Below are 15,880 nucleotides of genomic sequence, written 5' to 3'. Positions count from 1 at the left end.
AATTTAAAAAAAGGCGACTATGATACCCTTTAGTAGAAAGCTTCCGGGAATGATGCCTAACGTGGTGTAGGCAAATAGGAAACGTTGCTCAGGGTTTATTTTTCTGATTACGGCGAGTAAAAACAATATTGCAAATAGGCCTAAACTTAGTGCCATGCCATAGAGGAATGAACTGCAAAAGTGTGGCAAAGCAGCAAAGGCAAAGGCAGAAATATGGATGCGTGTTAACTCTAAACTTTCTTTGTTGCTGCGAAAAATAGTCAGGAGAGAAAGAACAACTGCGAGACCGTATAAAACAATCACATAAGTTGGCCATTCATAACTCAGTGGATTATTTAAATGAAAAGTCGAAAAGCTGAAGTTCGAAAAGAATGTCCATGCTGTTTTAATGGCGATACTAACGCCAAAGGCACCGATAGAGAAAAAGAAAAAAGCAACCACAGCACCGCCAGCGGTCGGACCTGCCTTGTACCCCTCAATAATTAAGAGCACGACACTTAACGCCGCACTTAATTGTAGCCAAAGCCAATAATCGTCACTAAAGAGCGGGATAAATGGTAACGCCATTATAATGAAGAATGACTTCCCATCGTCTTTTTGAAAAAAGTAAAACGCCATGATGGCGATGTAAACTAGGGTAATGAAATCGGGCATGTAACTTCCTTGTAGTATGATCTTTTGCTGAGATTTGTTGGTAAGGTTATCGTTTGTTTAATGGTACCGTAGTCGCCTTTAACGATACATTTTTTATGTTCATTATGTGTATCTAAAGAGAAATGAATATCTACAGCATCGCTATTTTTGGTTCTGCCTTCTTCTCAGAGGGTAGGGCTGTTAAACTGCCCTCATATTACATCATGAATGATTTTGGAGACTAAGAATGTCTTATCAGTACGATTTATTTGTTATTGGCGCCGGTTCTGGTGGTGTGCGTGCTAGCCGTGTTGCGGCATCCAAAGGCTATAAAGTTGCGGTTGCCGAAGGCAGTGCGCTAGGCGGAACCTGCGTTAACATTGGTTGTGTACCAAAGAAATTATTTGTTTATGGTTCTGAATACGGTCATGGCTTTGAAGAAGCGGCTGGCTTTGGTTGGTCTCATAAAGGTGTAGAGTTTAACTGGTCTGTTCTACGTGATAACAAAACCAAAGAAATTCAGCGTCTAAACGGCATTTATGGAAATTTGCTTGGTAATGCTGGTGTTGAACTTATCACGGGTTATGCGAGCTTTGTTGATGAGCACACCGTCATGGTGGATGGCAAAACTTACACCGCAGAGCGAATTTTGATCGCCGTTGGTGCTAAGCCGTTTATTCCTGAGTTCCAAGGCAGTGATTTAGTGGTTAGCTCTAACGAAATGTTCTTCTTAGAAGAGCTACCTAAAAAAGCTCTTGTTGTGGGCGGTGGTTACATTGCGGTTGAATTTGCTGGTATCTTGAATGGATTGGGTGTTGAAACCAGCCTTGCTTATCGCGGTGATCAACTACTTCGTGGTTTTGATGAAGATGTTCGTGGGTTTGCCAGCGAAGAATACGCAAAGTCTGGTATCGATGTGCGCTTGAATACGGATGTTGAAAGTATTGAGCTTACTGATGTTGCCAACCCGAACGGTGCCCGTACCGTGCATTTTAAAGGCGGCCATACAGAAGAGTTCGGTTTAATCCTATATGCAACGGGTCGTGTGCCGAATGTTGAATCTTTAGCACTTGATAAAGCGAGGATTAAAACAGGCAAAAATGGTGCCGTGATCATTGATAATAACTTCACCACCTCAGCGAAAAGTGTATTTGCCCTTGGGGATGTGACAGACAATATTCAGCTAACTCCAGTAGCGATTAAAGAAGCCATGGCGCTTATCGCTTATTGGTTTGAAGGCAAAGAAGTCAATTTTGATTACGACAACATTCCAACGGCTGTCTTCAGCCAGCCAGCGATTGGCACTGTTGGTTTAACCGAGCAAGAAGCAGAAAAACGAGGCCTAGACTTCCGTGTTTATCAAACCGACTTCCGTCCAATGAAACACACGTTAAGTGGTGGTACTTCTCGTTCCCTAATGAAGTTATTAGTGAACAATGCCGACGACAAAGTGATTGGTGCCCACATGGTAGGCGATTACTCTGGCGAGATTATCCAAGGCTTGGGCATCGCTATTAAAGCAGGCGCTACCAAAGCGGACTTTGATGACACTGTGGGTGTTCACCCAACCAGTGCTGAAGAATTTGTTACTTTCTCGGCGGGTTCGCTTAAGAAAAAATAAACTCAGCATTGCTTGCAGAGTAAATAAATGAAAAGAGACGCCTTGGTAAACTTTATCAGGCGTCTTTTTTATAAGCGTCTATTACACATACGTTTTCTCTATCGGCATAGTCTTAATTTCGATTGCCACGATAGGTTGTCTTCTTTAGTGTTGCTAGCACTAGTAACACGCATTTTAAAAGACAAGAGATCACGATGAACGAAGTACTTACGACGTTACAACCAACAGCCATTTGGCGCCATTTCCAAACATTATGTAATACACCTCGACCTTCTTTTCACGAAGCCGAACTAAGAGAATACCTAATCAAATGGGCGACTGACTTAGGCCATGAAACTTATGTGGACCCAGTTGGGAACCTATTAATTCGCAAAGCCGCTACCAAAGGCATGGAAGACAGAGAAACCGTCGTCTTACAAGGTCACCTAGACATGGTGGCGCAGAAGAACGCCGACATTGATCATGACTTCGCCAAAGACCCCATTGTCACGCAAGTGATCGATGGCTGGGTTCATGCAACAGGAACCACACTTGGAGCCGATAATGGCATAGGTGTCGCGGCCGCTATGGCTGTATTGGAATCGACTGACTTAGCCCATGGGCCAATTGAAGCCTTGTTTACCATCGAAGAAGAAACCAGCTTACGTGGCGCATTACAGTTAGAAGAGGGCATTCTAAAAGGCAAGATTCTACTGAACTTGGATTCTGAAGACCGCGGTGATGTCTACATCGGCTGTGCTGGTGGCATGGACATTAATGTTGAAAAAGAATATTCCGCTATTGTTGTAGAAAGTAGTAAAAAAGCTTTCAAAATTACCGTCTCAGGTTTGCGCGGTGGGCATTCAGGCCTGGATATTCATAAAGGCCGCGCCAGCGCCAACGTGCTGATTGTGCGTTTGTTGAATCTACTAAAAGAACGTTGTGACTTTGGATTAAGCGCCTTTACGGGCGGCACACTTCGCAATGCGATTTCTCGTGACGCTGAAGCAATTATCAACGTAAACGACAAAGACCAAGCGACGTTATTTGCTTTTATCGAAGAATTCGAACAAGCCACTAAAACAGAATTTAGCGCTACGGAAACGAATCTTACTGTGACATTAGAAACCGCTGAACGAGATTCGGAACTGAAAGGAACGGACAAAGACGCCTTGTTAAACGCTATGTACTGTGCACCTCATGGCGTCCATCGCATGAGTGCGGACCTAGACGGTGTAACAGAAACCTCCTGCAACTTTGGCGTGATCAACCTGCGCAACACGGCAGATGGCAAAAAAGCCTTTGATGCTTGTTTGTTAGTGCGTTCCCTTGTGGATTCCGCCGTAGAGCACCTTGCTTATGTGGCAAAATCTGCGTTTTCATTGATTCAAGCTGAGGTAAAATTAGAAAACGGTTATCCAGGCTGGCGTCCAGATCCAAAAGCAGGCTTGCTCAAAGCAGGCTTGCTCAAGCATTTCTTAACGGTTCACACAGAAGTTATGGGGCACGAAGCCAATGTGAAAGTCATCCACGCCGGACTAGAATGCGGCATTATCGGCGCAAAATACCCAGGCATGGAAATGGTCTCCTTTGGCCCGAATATCCGTGCTGCCCATTCACCAACTGAGCGCATGGAGATAGACTCCGTTGGGGATTTTTGGCGACTACTTGTGGCTCTATTGGAATCTGTTCCAAAGCGCTAAAACTTTGGGCTACGCGCACAACTTAGACCGAGTGACATTCTCTTCGAAACTATCGCCTACCTCAGGTGAATGTCACTCTCATCCTCGTTAATCAGAATCCCTATGCGCTTCTGGGTCGACTCTTTTTATTACCAAATAGACTGCTGACATTAAAAGCGCTTTTACAAAGGGTTTTGGCCCTGAGGTATCCAAATCCTTCCATTTATCAGCTCAAAGTAGCAGCACCTGAAAAACTAGGTTATGTGAAGTAATGCTATTTAATATATCTAAAAAGCAGGAACGATTTCGTTATTTGCTTTTTTTACGTCTATAAATATAAATGAAACAGCTTTTCAAAAAATATTGAATAATGTTTTATCGCTGCTATAGTAGAGAAGTCTAAAACAATAATGCAAAGAGTTATCCTATGTTTGTTTACAATAATGAAGTCCCTCTGGAAGATCTTGGTGCGGGCGTTTCACGCAAAATCATGGCCTATTCAGATAACATCATGGCAGTAGAAGTGCATTTTGAAAAAGATGCCATCGGACCACTGCATAATCACCCACATGAACAGTTAACCTACGTACTGTCTGGTAAGTTTGAGTTCACCATAGGCGATGAAACCAAAACTGTAGGCCCCGGGGACACGCTTTATAAAGAGCCAAATGTTATGCATGGCTGTCGCTGTTTAGAGCCGGGCGTCTTGCTGGACAACTTCACTCCAGTACGAAAAGACTTTCTATAAACTGCTTTCTTGTTCAATCATATTAATAATGGCAACGTCATTGCCATGGCGTTTGCCAAAGGTTTTGCTTGCGCCTGTTTGGAATATGACCCTGCACACACAACTCGAATCGAGTGACATTCCCTTCGAAACTACCGCCTACCTCAGGTGAATGTCACTCTTATTCTCGTTAATCAGAGTCGTCATGTCGTACTGACTTCTTCTTAGCTAACCCTAGTGTAGGACACATAAGCGCAACGTAATACGCTGTTCAAAGCGAAACTTTCATTTTCTATGGTAGGTCGCGGCTTTAGCCCGACGCAGAATTTAGCTTTCATTCCAAGGCTTTTAATTTTAGCCACCTAACCCCCCAAACAAACCACGACAAATTTATAGAGTCTGAGCGGATATAGAGTTTATTTTCAAAATAACTGATTGTTGGCACGGTTTGCCTAAAAAATAATCACTGTATTGCTCGTTTGTACTGGCGGGGAGTCAGAAAGTCTTTTAGTATCAATGAGTAATATTATCGACCGCTGAAATAACACGCATGCTCGTTTTTCCTGATTTAGCTTTTGTTGATATCTATATTTATGCTATTAGAATCAATTTTTTATAGTGATATTAAGAAGGTTTTAAATCTGTGTAAACGCGCATGCGCATTATTAAAATGTTATGTAAAAAGGAGAGTGTGTGTCATCTAAACAAAAAGTACACCAGTTGTTTGATGAAATGTCAGACGAGGTTCATGAATTTATAAAGTCTTCTGAGTCAGGTTTTAGTGAAGGCTGGGTTCCTGCTACTTTTATTAAAGATCAACTGGATTTAAAGAAGTCAGCATACCCTCAGGGCAATGATATTGATAATAAAACTGGGTGGTTGTTTGCAACAATTGCACGCCACCTGCAAGACAAAGATAAGCTGTTATATAAAAAGGTTGGAAGCCGGTCTTTTTATAAGGCTAGTAACTAAGTTAGTGCATTTAGGCCGATAGGGGTAATAGGTGGAGGGGTTGAAATCCCTATGGCGGTTGTTGGCTCTGTAGTCTTTCTGTTGTTTTTGTTGCGTTACGTAAGTATTAGATTGATTCCTTCGGATCAAGACAGCACTAAGGAGGTGTCTATGGTTAAAACATTAAAAGCTCGTTCTCGTATTTTTTTAAGCTCAGTGGTTGAAAGTTTATGGGCTACAGGAGTCGGGGCCGTTGCAGGACACCTATCGACCTAAGTGCATTAATTACATAACAAAAAGTTGCACGCGGACTCCGGTAAGCTGTCACCTTTTTTGTTCCAAAAAAGTCGCCAACTTACCTGCGCCGGTGAACTTGGCGTTAGCATTCAGGGAGTCATAAATGAAATCCGGTACAGTTAGAATGTATGCCCCTGAGCAGTGGGGAACTTTAGAAAAGTTCAGTAAGTTTTATAGCGGTACATTTTCTCTTAGTGAAACAGGAAAGCGATCTGTTTCGGGAGCGATAAATCATTTTCATAAAGCTGTAACTCTAAGAGATTTGGCTACAAAACTGATCCCAAACCTAGATGCCGATGAAGAAGAATTGAACCAGCATGGTTATTCCCACGCTATTAACTCTAAAGAATTATCTGCAGTAATAGAAAGTGTTATTTTGGAATTATATTCTTCTGTTGACTGCACTAGAAAAGTCATCACGGAAATTTATTCGAAACACCAGGGTATTCCAAACTCAACAAGAAAATATTTTCAGAATGTCAGAAATGGAAAGGTAGATGATGATTTCCCTGAGCAATTAGTCATAGCTGTTACTGAGGCGTCATGGTATGACGGCTTTAGAATGATTAGAGATGAATTGACGCATCATGATACAGGAAGCTGCCATAGAGACAGAGATACAGGTAAAATCCGATATATGCATAATGGAATCAATATAAAGGGAAAGGCTCTTATTATTGAAGATATTTTCGAGAAAGTTGAACAAACATTCTCAGAGGTTAATCAGTTTGTAGGTAGAGTCTTTGCTTATTTATATACACAGCTTAATGATGAGCCGACTCTTCAATTTTGCGGTATTTTCGGAGGCCGAATGTATACACGGCATGTCTCTCCAAGTGAAGCCATAGATTTTCATGGTGGTATATGTGATGCGAAAAAATGGTTTGATTTAGAAGAAAATCCTACATGTATTTTTGCAGATGAGTGTGGGGCATACAAAAATGCTAACAAATAGCTGTAATGGACTCAGCTGTCACGCTTTTTGCTCCAAAAAGCCCGCCAACTTACTCCGCAATTGAGCTAGGCGTTAAGCGTCAAAAGGAAGAATCGTGCAATTTACAAAGCTGCTTGGTAATAAGCTAAAGTCTGATCAAGTGATAGAGCTTTTAGAGCACTATGATGTAGACGTGATCTATGACTTTGATCGGCTTCATGAGGGAACGGAGGATGTCTACTGGGCGTCATTCTATGAACAAGGATTCCAATTTCGCTTTAATAAAGAACAAACTTTGGATGTCATATTTCTTTATATGCAAGAGAGAGATGGTTTTCTCTACATACACGACAACGAAGTAGACGTTGATGTTTTATCGTCATTCGTGGAAGCGAAAGAATCATTTGAAGAAAAAGGAATTGAGTATATTACAAGTCCGAGCGATGATCCTGATCATGTGCTTTATCAGCGATGGATAAAGTCGAAAAGTGGTGGATTTTCCGCACATTATGAATTTATAAAAAGTAAGCTGCGTATGATTACGTTGAGTATTGTCAAGTGACCACGGAGCGCTTAACAAGCGGCTGCTGTCGGACTGATAAAAGCTCCGGCTTCGCCTCCACTTTTACCAGCCGTAGAGCCGAGCGTTACACGCCTTAAAGGAATTATCATGATTGTTGTATATGGAATAAAAGAAAAACTAAATCCAATAAAGTCAAAGTTGTCGGATGTTATTCACGGTTGCATGCAATCAGTTCTTGGTATGCCGGAGGATAAACGTGCCCATCGGTTCGTACCTTTAGAGCGCGATGACTTCTATTATCCGGGAGGTAGAAGTGATGCTTACACTGTGATCGAAATAAATATGATGGCAGGGCGTAAGCCGGAAACTCATAAGGATCTTATAAAGGCTCTATTTATAGAAATTGAAAGTCAGCTCGGAGTCGAGTCGGTTGATGTCGAAATCACAATCAAGGAACAGCAACCCTATCAGTGGGGGTTCAGAGGTATTACGGGTGATGAGGCCAATGATCTTAAATACAAAGTCAATGTGTAACAAGACCATTAAATTCGTTCCAAGACCATTAAATTCGTTCCCTGCGGCCGCCAGACACAGGAAAGCTGTTGACGTTCGGCACAAAAATCACAGGAATGAGTAATCAATGACCCACATGCTGACAATTATCCTTCAACTTGCCTCATGGGCTTGTACTGGATTAGCTTGGACTAATGGCGCTATTCTTTTGTGGGATGGCTTTGCTAATGCAGAGTCTCGGGTCATAACTTTCGCGGTCGCACTGCTTTTTTGTGTGATCGGTGGTATTGCTTTTGGGGTGGAAAGAAGTTTGAGTCAAATTTACCTGTGTTCCGACAAAATTTCCGGAGGACTTGTGAAATCAAAATCTTCCCGTGCTTGGACAATACTCTACGTGTGTCTTATTTTCGGAGTACTTCTTACGGGTGTAGTAATGGGAGCTGGTTTAGTCGCGATCATCGGAAGGTTGCAAAATGGATTGCATATCTTCGGATGAGCACTAATGCAGATGTACTCGTTGCCCGAAATAGTCCAACAAGGAAAATGCCGAGCGAATCGCTACTGTCGGACAAATTTTCCGTTATGCTTAAAATTTACCGCAGTGCGCGGCGTTATTCCTAACTGAGTCTATTGTGATGCCTGAACCAAATCCCTTAAAAATCATTTCATTTGAAACACCGGGCGATCTCGATGAGTGGCTTAGAGTGAATCACGCTATTGAAAGTGAGTTGTGGGTAAAGATATTTAAGAAAAACTCTGGGATTCAAAGTGTTTCTTGGAATGATGTTGTGGTGGAGGTTTTGTGTTGGGGCTGGATTGATGGTGTGAAAAAATCACTTGATGATCAATCCTATCTTCAACGAATAACACCACGATCAGCACGAAGTATTTGGTCTAAAAGAAACACGGAGCATGTAGAGCGTTTGATAAGCGAAGGCCGAATGAAGGAGCCTGGATTTGTGCATGTGCGAGCAGCGAAAGCTGACGGTCGTTGGGAAAACGCCTATGTAGTGAGTAAAATGGAAGTACCTGCAGACTTTTTAGCGGCACTGGAAGGTCAGCCGAGGGTAAAACTCTTTTTTGATACGCTTAATAAATCGAGTCGTGATGTTATTGCTTACGGTCTAACGAGTGCGAAGAAACCTGAAACTAGGCAGCGGCGATTTGAAAAGTTCTTAGAAATGCTTATCCGAGAAGAAAAACCGATTTAGTCTCTACGAGACTCAAAAAATCTTAGTGAGGCGCTCAAACTCTTCTAATTGGTAACAGGTGAGGTAAGTAATAGAAAAAGGGCGCATGCCCCTTTTCCATAAATTGAATAAAAATAAGTGTCTGCGAGCCAATGTTAAAGCTTAGGGCCTTTGCCTCTGATGGCTCTGGATACAAGAGAAATCACCAGTAGTACTATGAAGATAAAGAAGATGATTTTTGCAATTCCCGCCGCGGCGCCAGCAATGCCAGTAAAGCCTAGAACACCTGCAATAAGGGCGATGATTAACAATAAAACTGTCCAGCCTAACATGTTGTTCTCCTTGTCTTAGTAAATGATACTTATCGAAAGTTGACGATATTTTCAAATCTCATAACTCATAATCAACTGTAAAAAACATAACAAGCTTAGAGCTATGAAGTCAACCAACTGGTCAGGATTGGGTTTGATAAGTCACAATGTTGATACTTTGCTAACATAATTGAGTTAAGTGATTGGTTTTAAGGAAGCAGGGTGTTACATAAAATGCTGAAGCTTTGGTTTCATGGTGCGGGAAGAACCGCCTTTTGGTTGTTAAGGATGAGTATTATAAAACCCAGATACTAATGGGCCCGTTTTGTTAGTGATTAAAATGGAATTTTTTTAGTGGTTGAGTGTTACGCAAGAGAGGTAGTGAGGCAGATTATGTCATAATAGCCCAATCGAAGAGGAGGTTGGATGATGGATTCACAGGCGCTGACGATAGAATTGGATGATGAGCAGTTTGAGGCGGTTTTGGGGGATAACTTATTGTCGTCGTTACTTTCTCTGGGGGCGGATGTTCGTTACGGTTGTCGCGCTGGCGCTTGTGGTGCGTGTCGTCTTTATGATGCGAGTAATTGCGAGTCGATTCTTTCATGTCAAACCAAGATTGCTTCATCTATGTTGTTAACTAGGCAAACGCCCGCTGAGTCTTCTTCTTTTTCCGTTCTAAGCCATGTTTATCTTTATGATACTTCTATTGAGCTGACTCTGTTAGGGCCAAGTGATGAATCCTTCGGTGATCGTGTTTCGGTGTCTTTGCCCAGCCAAGAGTTATCTAAAGAGCAAGCCCATTTTTACGAATGCATGGCGCTGAATCCTGCCGGTGCGCCTTTGAAAATCGTGCTGCAGAAAAACCAACTTTCCGATGAAGATTGGTTACAAGCGTTAGGTCTGATTGCTGGTGACAAGGTAGAGGTTCAATTATCCACGGGGGTTAGGAAAGGGCGTCTGTTGTACGAGATGGACATTGCAGACGCCACAGTGGTGGTGATTTCTTCTCCTGATAACGCCATGTTTGAAGAATATTGGCGTGAGTCTTTGTTGGATTTAACGCCCAGTTTTCTTGGGCATTTTACTCTGTTTGATAATAATGACCTGACGCTTAGTTTGGCAGATGATGCGCTTATAGCTTTTCTTCAAGAGGCGCTGGCGAATTCGGGAAACACTCCTCTACAACTTATTTATCACGGTCAAAACGTGTCGGCGAAAGATTGGGCGATGTTATTGCGTCCATTAAGAATCCATCCGAATCAGTTGCATTTTGTTCGGTGACTTGGCCTTTTATTTTTATGCTTATTTTTATATTCAACGGATTCAATAAATGAAAATTCTACACACTTCTGACTGGCATCTCGGTCAGCATTTTATGGGAAAATCCCGCCGTGAAGAGCACAAAGCCTTTATCTATTGGTTATTGGCGCTGGTGGACAGTGAATCCATCGATGCGGTGATTATTGCGGGTGATGTGTTTGATACAGGCTCGCCGCCAAGCTATGCGCGGGAAATGTATCATCAGTTAGTATTAGACATGAAGGCTCGTCAATGCCAGTTGGTGATCGTCGCGGGAAATCACGATTCGGTCAGTATGCTAAACGAATCCAAGAGCTTGTTGACCTATCTCGATACTCAAGTGTCGAGCCAAGCTAACCTAGAAGATATCGATTCTCATGTTATTCCGCTAAAAGACAAAACGGGTGATATTGCCGCCTGGGTATGTGCTGTGCCGTATTTACGCCCGAAAGACGTAATGCAAAGCGTCGCTGGGCAATCTGAACAAGATAAGAAGCTCGGTTTGCTGCAAATGATTGGTGATTTTTACCAGCAAGTGTTCGAAGCCTCGTGTGAAAAAAACAAAGCACTGAAAGCACCGGTGCCGATTATTGGTACTGGGCATTTAACCGCAGTGGGTGGGCAAGTAAGCGAGTCGGTGCGTGATCTTTATGTAGGAACATTGGAAGCCTTGCCGACATCTGTGTTTCCGGCGTTTGATTATCTTGCCCTTGGGCATATTCATCGTGCTCAACCGATCAGTAAAAGCGGTCGGTTCCGTTACAGCGGCTCGCCGATTCCGTTGAGCTTTGATGAGTTGGGACGTGACAAAACCGTGGTGATCTTCGATACCTCTTTGCTAGGTGAAGATACCTTTGTGGACGACTTGTTTGCTGAGCCAACGGATCCTGTGCAATTAATCACGATTCCTAATTTTCAGCCTATGGCGAGTTTGAAGGGCAGCTTGAAAGAGGTGATTAAACAGATTTCAGCGTTAGAATTGACTGAAGAAAAAATGCTTTGGTTAGAAGTGACGGTGATTGCCGACGAGTATTTAAGTGATGTGCATAAGCGCTTGTTAGAAGTCATTGACGGCAAACCGATTGAGTTACTACGAGTGATGCGCCGCAGTGCGGTAGAGAAAAAGAACGAAGGCTTTGAAGCGCGCAAAACCTTGTCGGAATTAACGGTTGGTGATGTGTTTGAGCAGAGTCTTAAATCCAATTTAGAACTGGATGAAGACGAGTCTAAAACTCTGATCGAGCTTTTTAATACTTGCTTGGTGGAGCTGGAAGAGCATCAACAAGAAGGCGAGGTGAAGCAATCATGAAAATTTGCAAACTGCGCCTGAAGAATTTGAATTCCCTAAAGGGCGAATGGGAAATTGATTTTACCAAAGCGCCATTTGACGACGCTGGTGTGTTTGCCATTGTCGGGCCGACGGGCGCGGGTAAGTCGACCTTGTTGGATGCGATTTGTTTGGCTTTGTATCACGAAACACCGCGCCTGAAAGTATCACCAAGTCAGAACGATGTGATGACGCGTCATACGTCGGAATGTTTGGCGGAAGTCGAGTTTGAAATAAAAGGCAAAGGTTATCGCGCTTTCTGGGGGCAGCGGCGAGCTCGAGGTCAGAGCGATGGTAAGTTGCAGCCGATGACGTGTGAGCTTTGCGAGCGTGACGGCACCATCATTACCACCAAGATAAATGAAAAAATCGATAAGATAGCCGACATCACTGGTTTGGATTTTTCGCGTTTTACCAAGTCTATGTTGCTGGCTCAAGGTGGCTTTTCGGCGTTTTTGAATGCGTCAGCCAATGACAGGGCTGAGTTATTAGAAGAGCTAACCGGTACAGAAATTTACGGTGATGTGTCGAAGTGGGTGTTTGATAAACACAAGCTTGAGAAGCAAACCATAGCGTCGCTTGAGAAGTTTAATGAGCAGACTCAGTTATTATCAGATGACGCTTTTGCTGAGCTAAAGCAGACCGAGTCGAGTTTTGAGTCAAATGAAAAAGCCAATGCAGACGCGTTAAAGCAACATCAAGCGGTATTGGAGTGGAGACGTACTGAGAAGAAACTGCAAGAGCAAGTGGCTGAATATCAGCAACAATTCGATGATGCAATGCAGGCGTTAGCGGATTTTGCACCTCAGCAACGACAGCTTGAGCAAGCACTCACGGCGCAGGTTTTACAGCCAGATTATGACAAACAGCAAGGTTTAAAATCACGTTTGGATCAGAACCAGGCGGATGTTAGTCAATACTCTGAAATGCAACAAGCACAGCTTAAGCAAAGCCAGGTATTGACTGATTCCGTTGAGCAAGCGAAAGAAAAGTTAGCCCGTACGCGAGCAGATTTGGAGGCCTTGAATAACAAGATCAATGATGAAATTCAGCCGATCTTTTCCCGTCAAGAGAGTGTGAAGGCTCAGCATCAGGATAGCCTTGCTCGACTTAAACAAGCGACAGAAAAAGTCGATAATCAGCAGGCGCAACTAAAAGACGTGACTGAGAAGCTAACGGGTATTGATAAAGCCTGTGACGAAAGCAAAGCCATTTTAAGCCGCTGGACATCGCCAGAAAAAATTGAAAATCAGTTGGCCAGTTGGCAGCATCAGGCACAAATCATAGAGGCAAATACCCAAGCTATTGCTGAACTTGAGATCAGTATCGATCAAGGTTCCAAAAGTTATGATGCTGCTCGCTCTGCTCATGGAAGCAATCAAGCTAAGTTAGAGCATGAACAAGCCAGCATAGAAGAGCGTCAGCAAGCATTGCAGAGCACGGTTCATGATTACATGGCGTTATCATCGCAGCGTGAATATGCCGATTGGCAGAAAGGTTATCATCAAACTGAACGTGCTCAGTATAATGCGCAATCACTCTGGAAACAGTTTCATCAATATCAAGATCAACAGTTGCAATTGTCCGAGCTGGACGAGAATCTGAATACAATGGCAAGCCGTATTCAGCAACAGCAAAGCCAGCTAGAGCAACAAAGGCAAACCTACAAAAACAAGCTTCGTCATCAAAAATCGATTGAAAAACTTGCCGAGGCGGAGCGTCATATTGTGGCGTTAACCCATTTGCGTAATGAGTTAGGTGAACATGATGATTGTCCGTTGTGTGGTTCAGCAGAGCACAATCTTGCTAATGCTTTGTACCAAGCAGATTCTGGTAGCCAAGAAGAGTTTCTTCTATTGGGCAAAGAATTAGACAGTCTGAAAGGCCAGGGTATGCAGTTGGCGGCAGACTTGGAATCCATGCAGCGTGAATTAACATCTGGTCAAACGCGACGTCAGCAATTGATCGATGGCTTACTGACAACCGAAAATGATCTGAAAGAATGGCTGACGTCGTTGAATCAGGGTCAAGGTTTTAACTTGTCTGATAAAGAACAAGTCTCTGCTCTTGTTCAACATGTTGAGCAAGATTGGCTTGCGCTGCAAGACATAGCACCTAAACTTGAAGCCTTGCATCAGTCTCGTTTGGCTTTAGAGGCCGAGTTGCAGAACCTAGTTGTTCAGCACCAAACAAGTCAGCAGCAGGTTTCGAAAGATCTGAATCAATGTCAATTATTGTGGCAAACCTTAGAGGCTCATCAAAAGAATCTCGCTAGTAAGAAGGATGAGCAAGAAAAAATCACTGCAAATTTACGCCATGATATGCAGCAAGCGAGTGTGCCGGACAGCTATTTTGATTTGTCTTTGGTTGATGCGTTGACCCAGTTACAAGAGGCGATGAAGCAATGGCGCGACAGCAAAGCCGGTTACGATGCTTTGTTGCAGCAGCGTGAGCAGCTTGGTTATGAAAGTAAAAATTTAGAAAATACGTTAAAAGAGAGTCAGCAACTACGCGATGATGCGCAAGCCAAAGTGAATGAGTTAGATGCGAGCTTAGCTGATATTACTAAACAGCTGTATAGCTTGTTAGGTGATAAGAGTGTTGGCGAACTTCGTCAAGAAGCGCAATCTTTGGCTGATCATGCTTATCAAGAGCTGGAGAAAATTGAAGCGGAGCGGCAGCAGCTTGCTCAAGCTTTGGCGTCCAGCAAGGCGTCGCTTGAAGCACTTAATAAGACTCGTCTAGTTTTGGCAGAAGAATATGATGCAGCGCTTGCACATTGGCAAAAGTCCCTAGCCGAGAAAGGTTTTGAGGATGAAGCTGCTTGGCTGCAAGCAAGCTTATCCACAGAAGAAATGACGCAGCGCCAAACGACTCTTAAGCATCTTCAGGAAGCTGTTGCTAAGCTGCAAACTTTGCTTAACCAATCGGAAGAATCTTTGGCTAAGCATATTGAAAGAAAGTCTGAGTTTGTTGCTCTTGAAGGCAAAGAATCTGGTAATGCGGAGTTTGACGCTATTTCCCTTGAGGCACTAGAAGAAAAATACACTCAGCTCGATGCAGAGCGCCAAACTCTACATCGTCAATGGGGCGTTATTAGTCAACAGATTCAAGAAGAAACACAGCGAAGGGAACAAGTGGCGAAATCTAAGGAGGCACTAGAGGCGCGTCGAGAGGCTTTCATACATCTGGAGCGTTTGAATCATCTGATTGGTTCGGCAGATGGTGCCAAGTTCCGTCGCTTTGCGCAAAGTTTAACTTTGGATCATTTAGTCTATTTGGCTAATCAGCATTTGGAGATTTTGCATCGTCGTTATCAATTAATGCGTAACGAAGATGCTTTGTCTTTGCTTGTGGTGGATACTTGGCAAGCAAATGCCTCGCGAGATACTAAGACGCTGTCTGGCGGTGAATCTTTCTTAGTAAGTTTGGCATTGGCATTGGCATTATCTGATTTGGTTTCCCATAAAACCAGTATTGATTCTTTGTTCTTGGATGAAGGCTTTGGCACCTTGGATAGTGAGACACTGGAGTCTGCTCTTGATGCCTTGGATAATTTGCATTCTTCCGGTAAGACCATTGGTATCATCAGCCATATTAGCGCTCTAAAAGAGCGTATTCCGGTACAAATCAAACTCACAAAACAAAGTGGTTTAGGCGTCAGTCGTCTTGGAGCTGAATTTGCGGTTCATGCGGTTGAGGAGTAAGTTTTTTTCTTGGGTTGTTATGGTGCAAAAGTTTTCCCCAGATTAATGGGAACAAGTATGTAAGTAAGTTGTAAAATATTAACTAAATCAAATGGTTAATCTTTCGTTCATTATTGAGCATTTTGCGTTATCCTTAGCACTATAAGGGAGCAGTTAAGTGTTTTCCTTAGTGTAAAGAGAGTG

The 15,880-nt window shown here is 43.1% G+C and carries 14 protein-coding genes; 12 read left to right on the top strand and 2 right to left on the bottom strand.

All coding sequences use genetic code 11. The features are described 5' to 3' along the window. Positions 1 to 3: 3 nt before the first annotated feature. Entirely contained in the window at positions 4 to 654 is a 651-nt protein-coding gene (locus tag JSY38_RS01295) for a hypothetical protein (RefSeq protein ID WP_205114866.1), read from the bottom strand. 226 nt (positions 655 to 880) lie between these two features. On the opposite strand from JSY38_RS01295, the gene gorA reads away from it, so the two are divergent. The 9 genes from gorA to JSY38_RS01250 all read left to right on the top strand — a co-directional run bounded on the left by gorA (position 881) and on the right by JSY38_RS01250 (position 9,071). Further along, positions 881 to 2,254: a glutathione-disulfide reductase gene (gene gorA / locus JSY38_RS01290; RefSeq protein WP_205114864.1), complete on the top strand. Its 1,374-nt coding sequence runs from the start codon at positions 881 to 883 to the stop codon at positions 2,252 to 2,254. Between the two features lie 194 nt (positions 2,255 to 2,448). Then, complete coding sequence (locus JSY38_RS01285; protein WP_205114862.1) at positions 2,449 to 3,936, top strand: aminoacyl-histidine dipeptidase; 1,488 nt, start codon at positions 2,449 to 2,451, stop codon at positions 3,934 to 3,936. 406 nt (positions 3,937 to 4,342) lie between these two features. Further along, positions 4,343 to 4,663, top strand: a complete 321-nt coding sequence (locus JSY38_RS01280; RefSeq protein WP_205114861.1) for a cupin domain-containing protein — start codon at positions 4,343 to 4,345, stop codon at positions 4,661 to 4,663. Positions 4,664 to 5,335: 672 nt separating this feature from the next. Next, positions 5,336 to 5,614, top strand: coding sequence for a hypothetical protein (locus JSY38_RS01275; protein WP_205114860.1), 279 nt, complete (start codon positions 5,336 to 5,338; stop codon positions 5,612 to 5,614). A 379-nt stretch (positions 5,615 to 5,993) separates the two neighbouring features. Further along, the gene (locus tag JSY38_RS01270; protein ID WP_205114859.1) at positions 5,994 to 6,845 is read left to right on the top strand and encodes a hypothetical protein; all 852 of its coding nucleotides are present in this window, start codon (positions 5,994 to 5,996) and stop codon (positions 6,843 to 6,845) included. 94 nt (positions 6,846 to 6,939) lie between these two features. Continuing rightward, on the top strand, positions 6,940 to 7,386 hold the full coding sequence (locus JSY38_RS01265; RefSeq protein ID WP_205114858.1) for a hypothetical protein: 447 nt from the start codon (positions 6,940 to 6,942) through the stop codon (positions 7,384 to 7,386). A 108-nt stretch (positions 7,387 to 7,494) separates the two neighbouring features. Then, positions 7,495 to 7,881, top strand: coding sequence for a tautomerase family protein (locus JSY38_RS01260; protein WP_205114857.1), 387 nt, complete (start codon positions 7,495 to 7,497; stop codon positions 7,879 to 7,881). 106 nt (positions 7,882 to 7,987) lie between these two features. Then, positions 7,988 to 8,356 (top strand): hypothetical protein, encoded by a 369-nt coding sequence (locus JSY38_RS01255; RefSeq protein WP_205114856.1) that lies wholly within the window; start codon positions 7,988 to 7,990, stop codon positions 8,354 to 8,356. 139 nt (positions 8,357 to 8,495) lie between these two features. Beyond that, positions 8,496 to 9,071, top strand: a complete 576-nt coding sequence (locus JSY38_RS01250; protein ID WP_205114855.1) for a YdeI/OmpD-associated family protein — start codon at positions 8,496 to 8,498, stop codon at positions 9,069 to 9,071. 134 nt (positions 9,072 to 9,205) lie between these two features. Here the strand turns inward: JSY38_RS01250 and JSY38_RS01245 are convergent, their stop codons facing one another. After that, the gene (locus tag JSY38_RS01245; RefSeq protein WP_205114853.1) at positions 9,206 to 9,382 is read right to left on the bottom strand and encodes a DUF1328 family protein; all 177 of its coding nucleotides are present in this window, start codon (positions 9,380 to 9,382) and stop codon (positions 9,206 to 9,208) included. Between the two features lie 405 nt (positions 9,383 to 9,787). Here JSY38_RS01245 and JSY38_RS01240 point away from each other — a divergent pair, with 405 nt between their 5' ends. Genes JSY38_RS01240 through JSY38_RS01230 form a run of 3 tightly spaced genes read left to right on the top strand, consistent with a single transcriptional unit; the run spans position 9,788 to position 15,697 of the window. Further along, on the top strand, positions 9,788 to 10,645 hold the full coding sequence (locus tag JSY38_RS01240; protein WP_205114851.1) for a 2Fe-2S iron-sulfur cluster-binding protein: 858 nt from the start codon (positions 9,788 to 9,790) through the stop codon (positions 10,643 to 10,645). A 49-nt stretch (positions 10,646 to 10,694) separates the two neighbouring features. Continuing rightward, positions 10,695 to 11,972, top strand: a complete 1,278-nt coding sequence (gene sbcD / locus JSY38_RS01235; protein ID WP_205114849.1) for an exonuclease subunit SbcD — start codon at positions 10,695 to 10,697, stop codon at positions 11,970 to 11,972. Then, entirely contained in the window at positions 11,969 to 15,697 is a 3,729-nt protein-coding gene (locus JSY38_RS01230; protein WP_205114848.1) for an AAA family ATPase, read from the top strand. Before sbcD ends, JSY38_RS01230 begins: the two co-directional genes overlap by 4 nt. The last annotated feature ends 183 nt before the right edge of the window (positions 15,698 to 15,880 follow it).

The organism is Marinomonas foliarum, from assembly GCF_016906065.1.
GTDB classification, from domain to species: domain Bacteria; phylum Pseudomonadota; class Gammaproteobacteria; order Pseudomonadales; family Marinomonadaceae; genus Marinomonas; species Marinomonas foliarum.
This window is presented reverse-complemented; position numbering and strand designations above follow the sequence as displayed.

Coding starts and splice junctions, on each gene's coding strand:
- JSY38_RS01295 (WP_205114866.1), bottom strand. CDS start 654: ATGCCCGATTTCATTACCCTAGTTTACATCGCCATCATGGCGTTTTAC.
- gorA (WP_205114864.1), top strand. CDS start 881: ATGTCTTATCAGTACGATTTATTTGTTATTGGCGCCGGTTCTGGTGGT.
- JSY38_RS01285 (WP_205114862.1), top strand. CDS start 2,449: ATGAACGAAGTACTTACGACGTTACAACCAACAGCCATTTGGCGCCAT.
- JSY38_RS01280 (WP_205114861.1), top strand. CDS start 4,343: ATGTTTGTTTACAATAATGAAGTCCCTCTGGAAGATCTTGGTGCGGGC.
- JSY38_RS01270 (WP_205114859.1), top strand. CDS start 5,994: ATGAAATCCGGTACAGTTAGAATGTATGCCCCTGAGCAGTGGGGAACT.
- JSY38_RS01260 (WP_205114857.1), top strand. CDS start 7,495: ATGATTGTTGTATATGGAATAAAAGAAAAACTAAATCCAATAAAGTCA.
- JSY38_RS01255 (WP_205114856.1), top strand. CDS start 7,988: ATGACCCACATGCTGACAATTATCCTTCAACTTGCCTCATGGGCTTGT.
- JSY38_RS01250 (WP_205114855.1), top strand. CDS start 8,496: ATGCCTGAACCAAATCCCTTAAAAATCATTTCATTTGAAACACCGGGC.
- JSY38_RS01245 (WP_205114853.1), bottom strand. CDS start 9,382: ATGTTAGGCTGGACAGTTTTATTGTTAATCATCGCCCTTATTGCAGGT.
- JSY38_RS01240 (WP_205114851.1), top strand. CDS start 9,788: ATGATGGATTCACAGGCGCTGACGATAGAATTGGATGATGAGCAGTTT.
- sbcD (WP_205114849.1), top strand. CDS start 10,695: ATGAAAATTCTACACACTTCTGACTGGCATCTCGGTCAGCATTTTATG.
- JSY38_RS01230 (WP_205114848.1), top strand. CDS start 11,969: ATGAAAATTTGCAAACTGCGCCTGAAGAATTTGAATTCCCTAAAGGGC.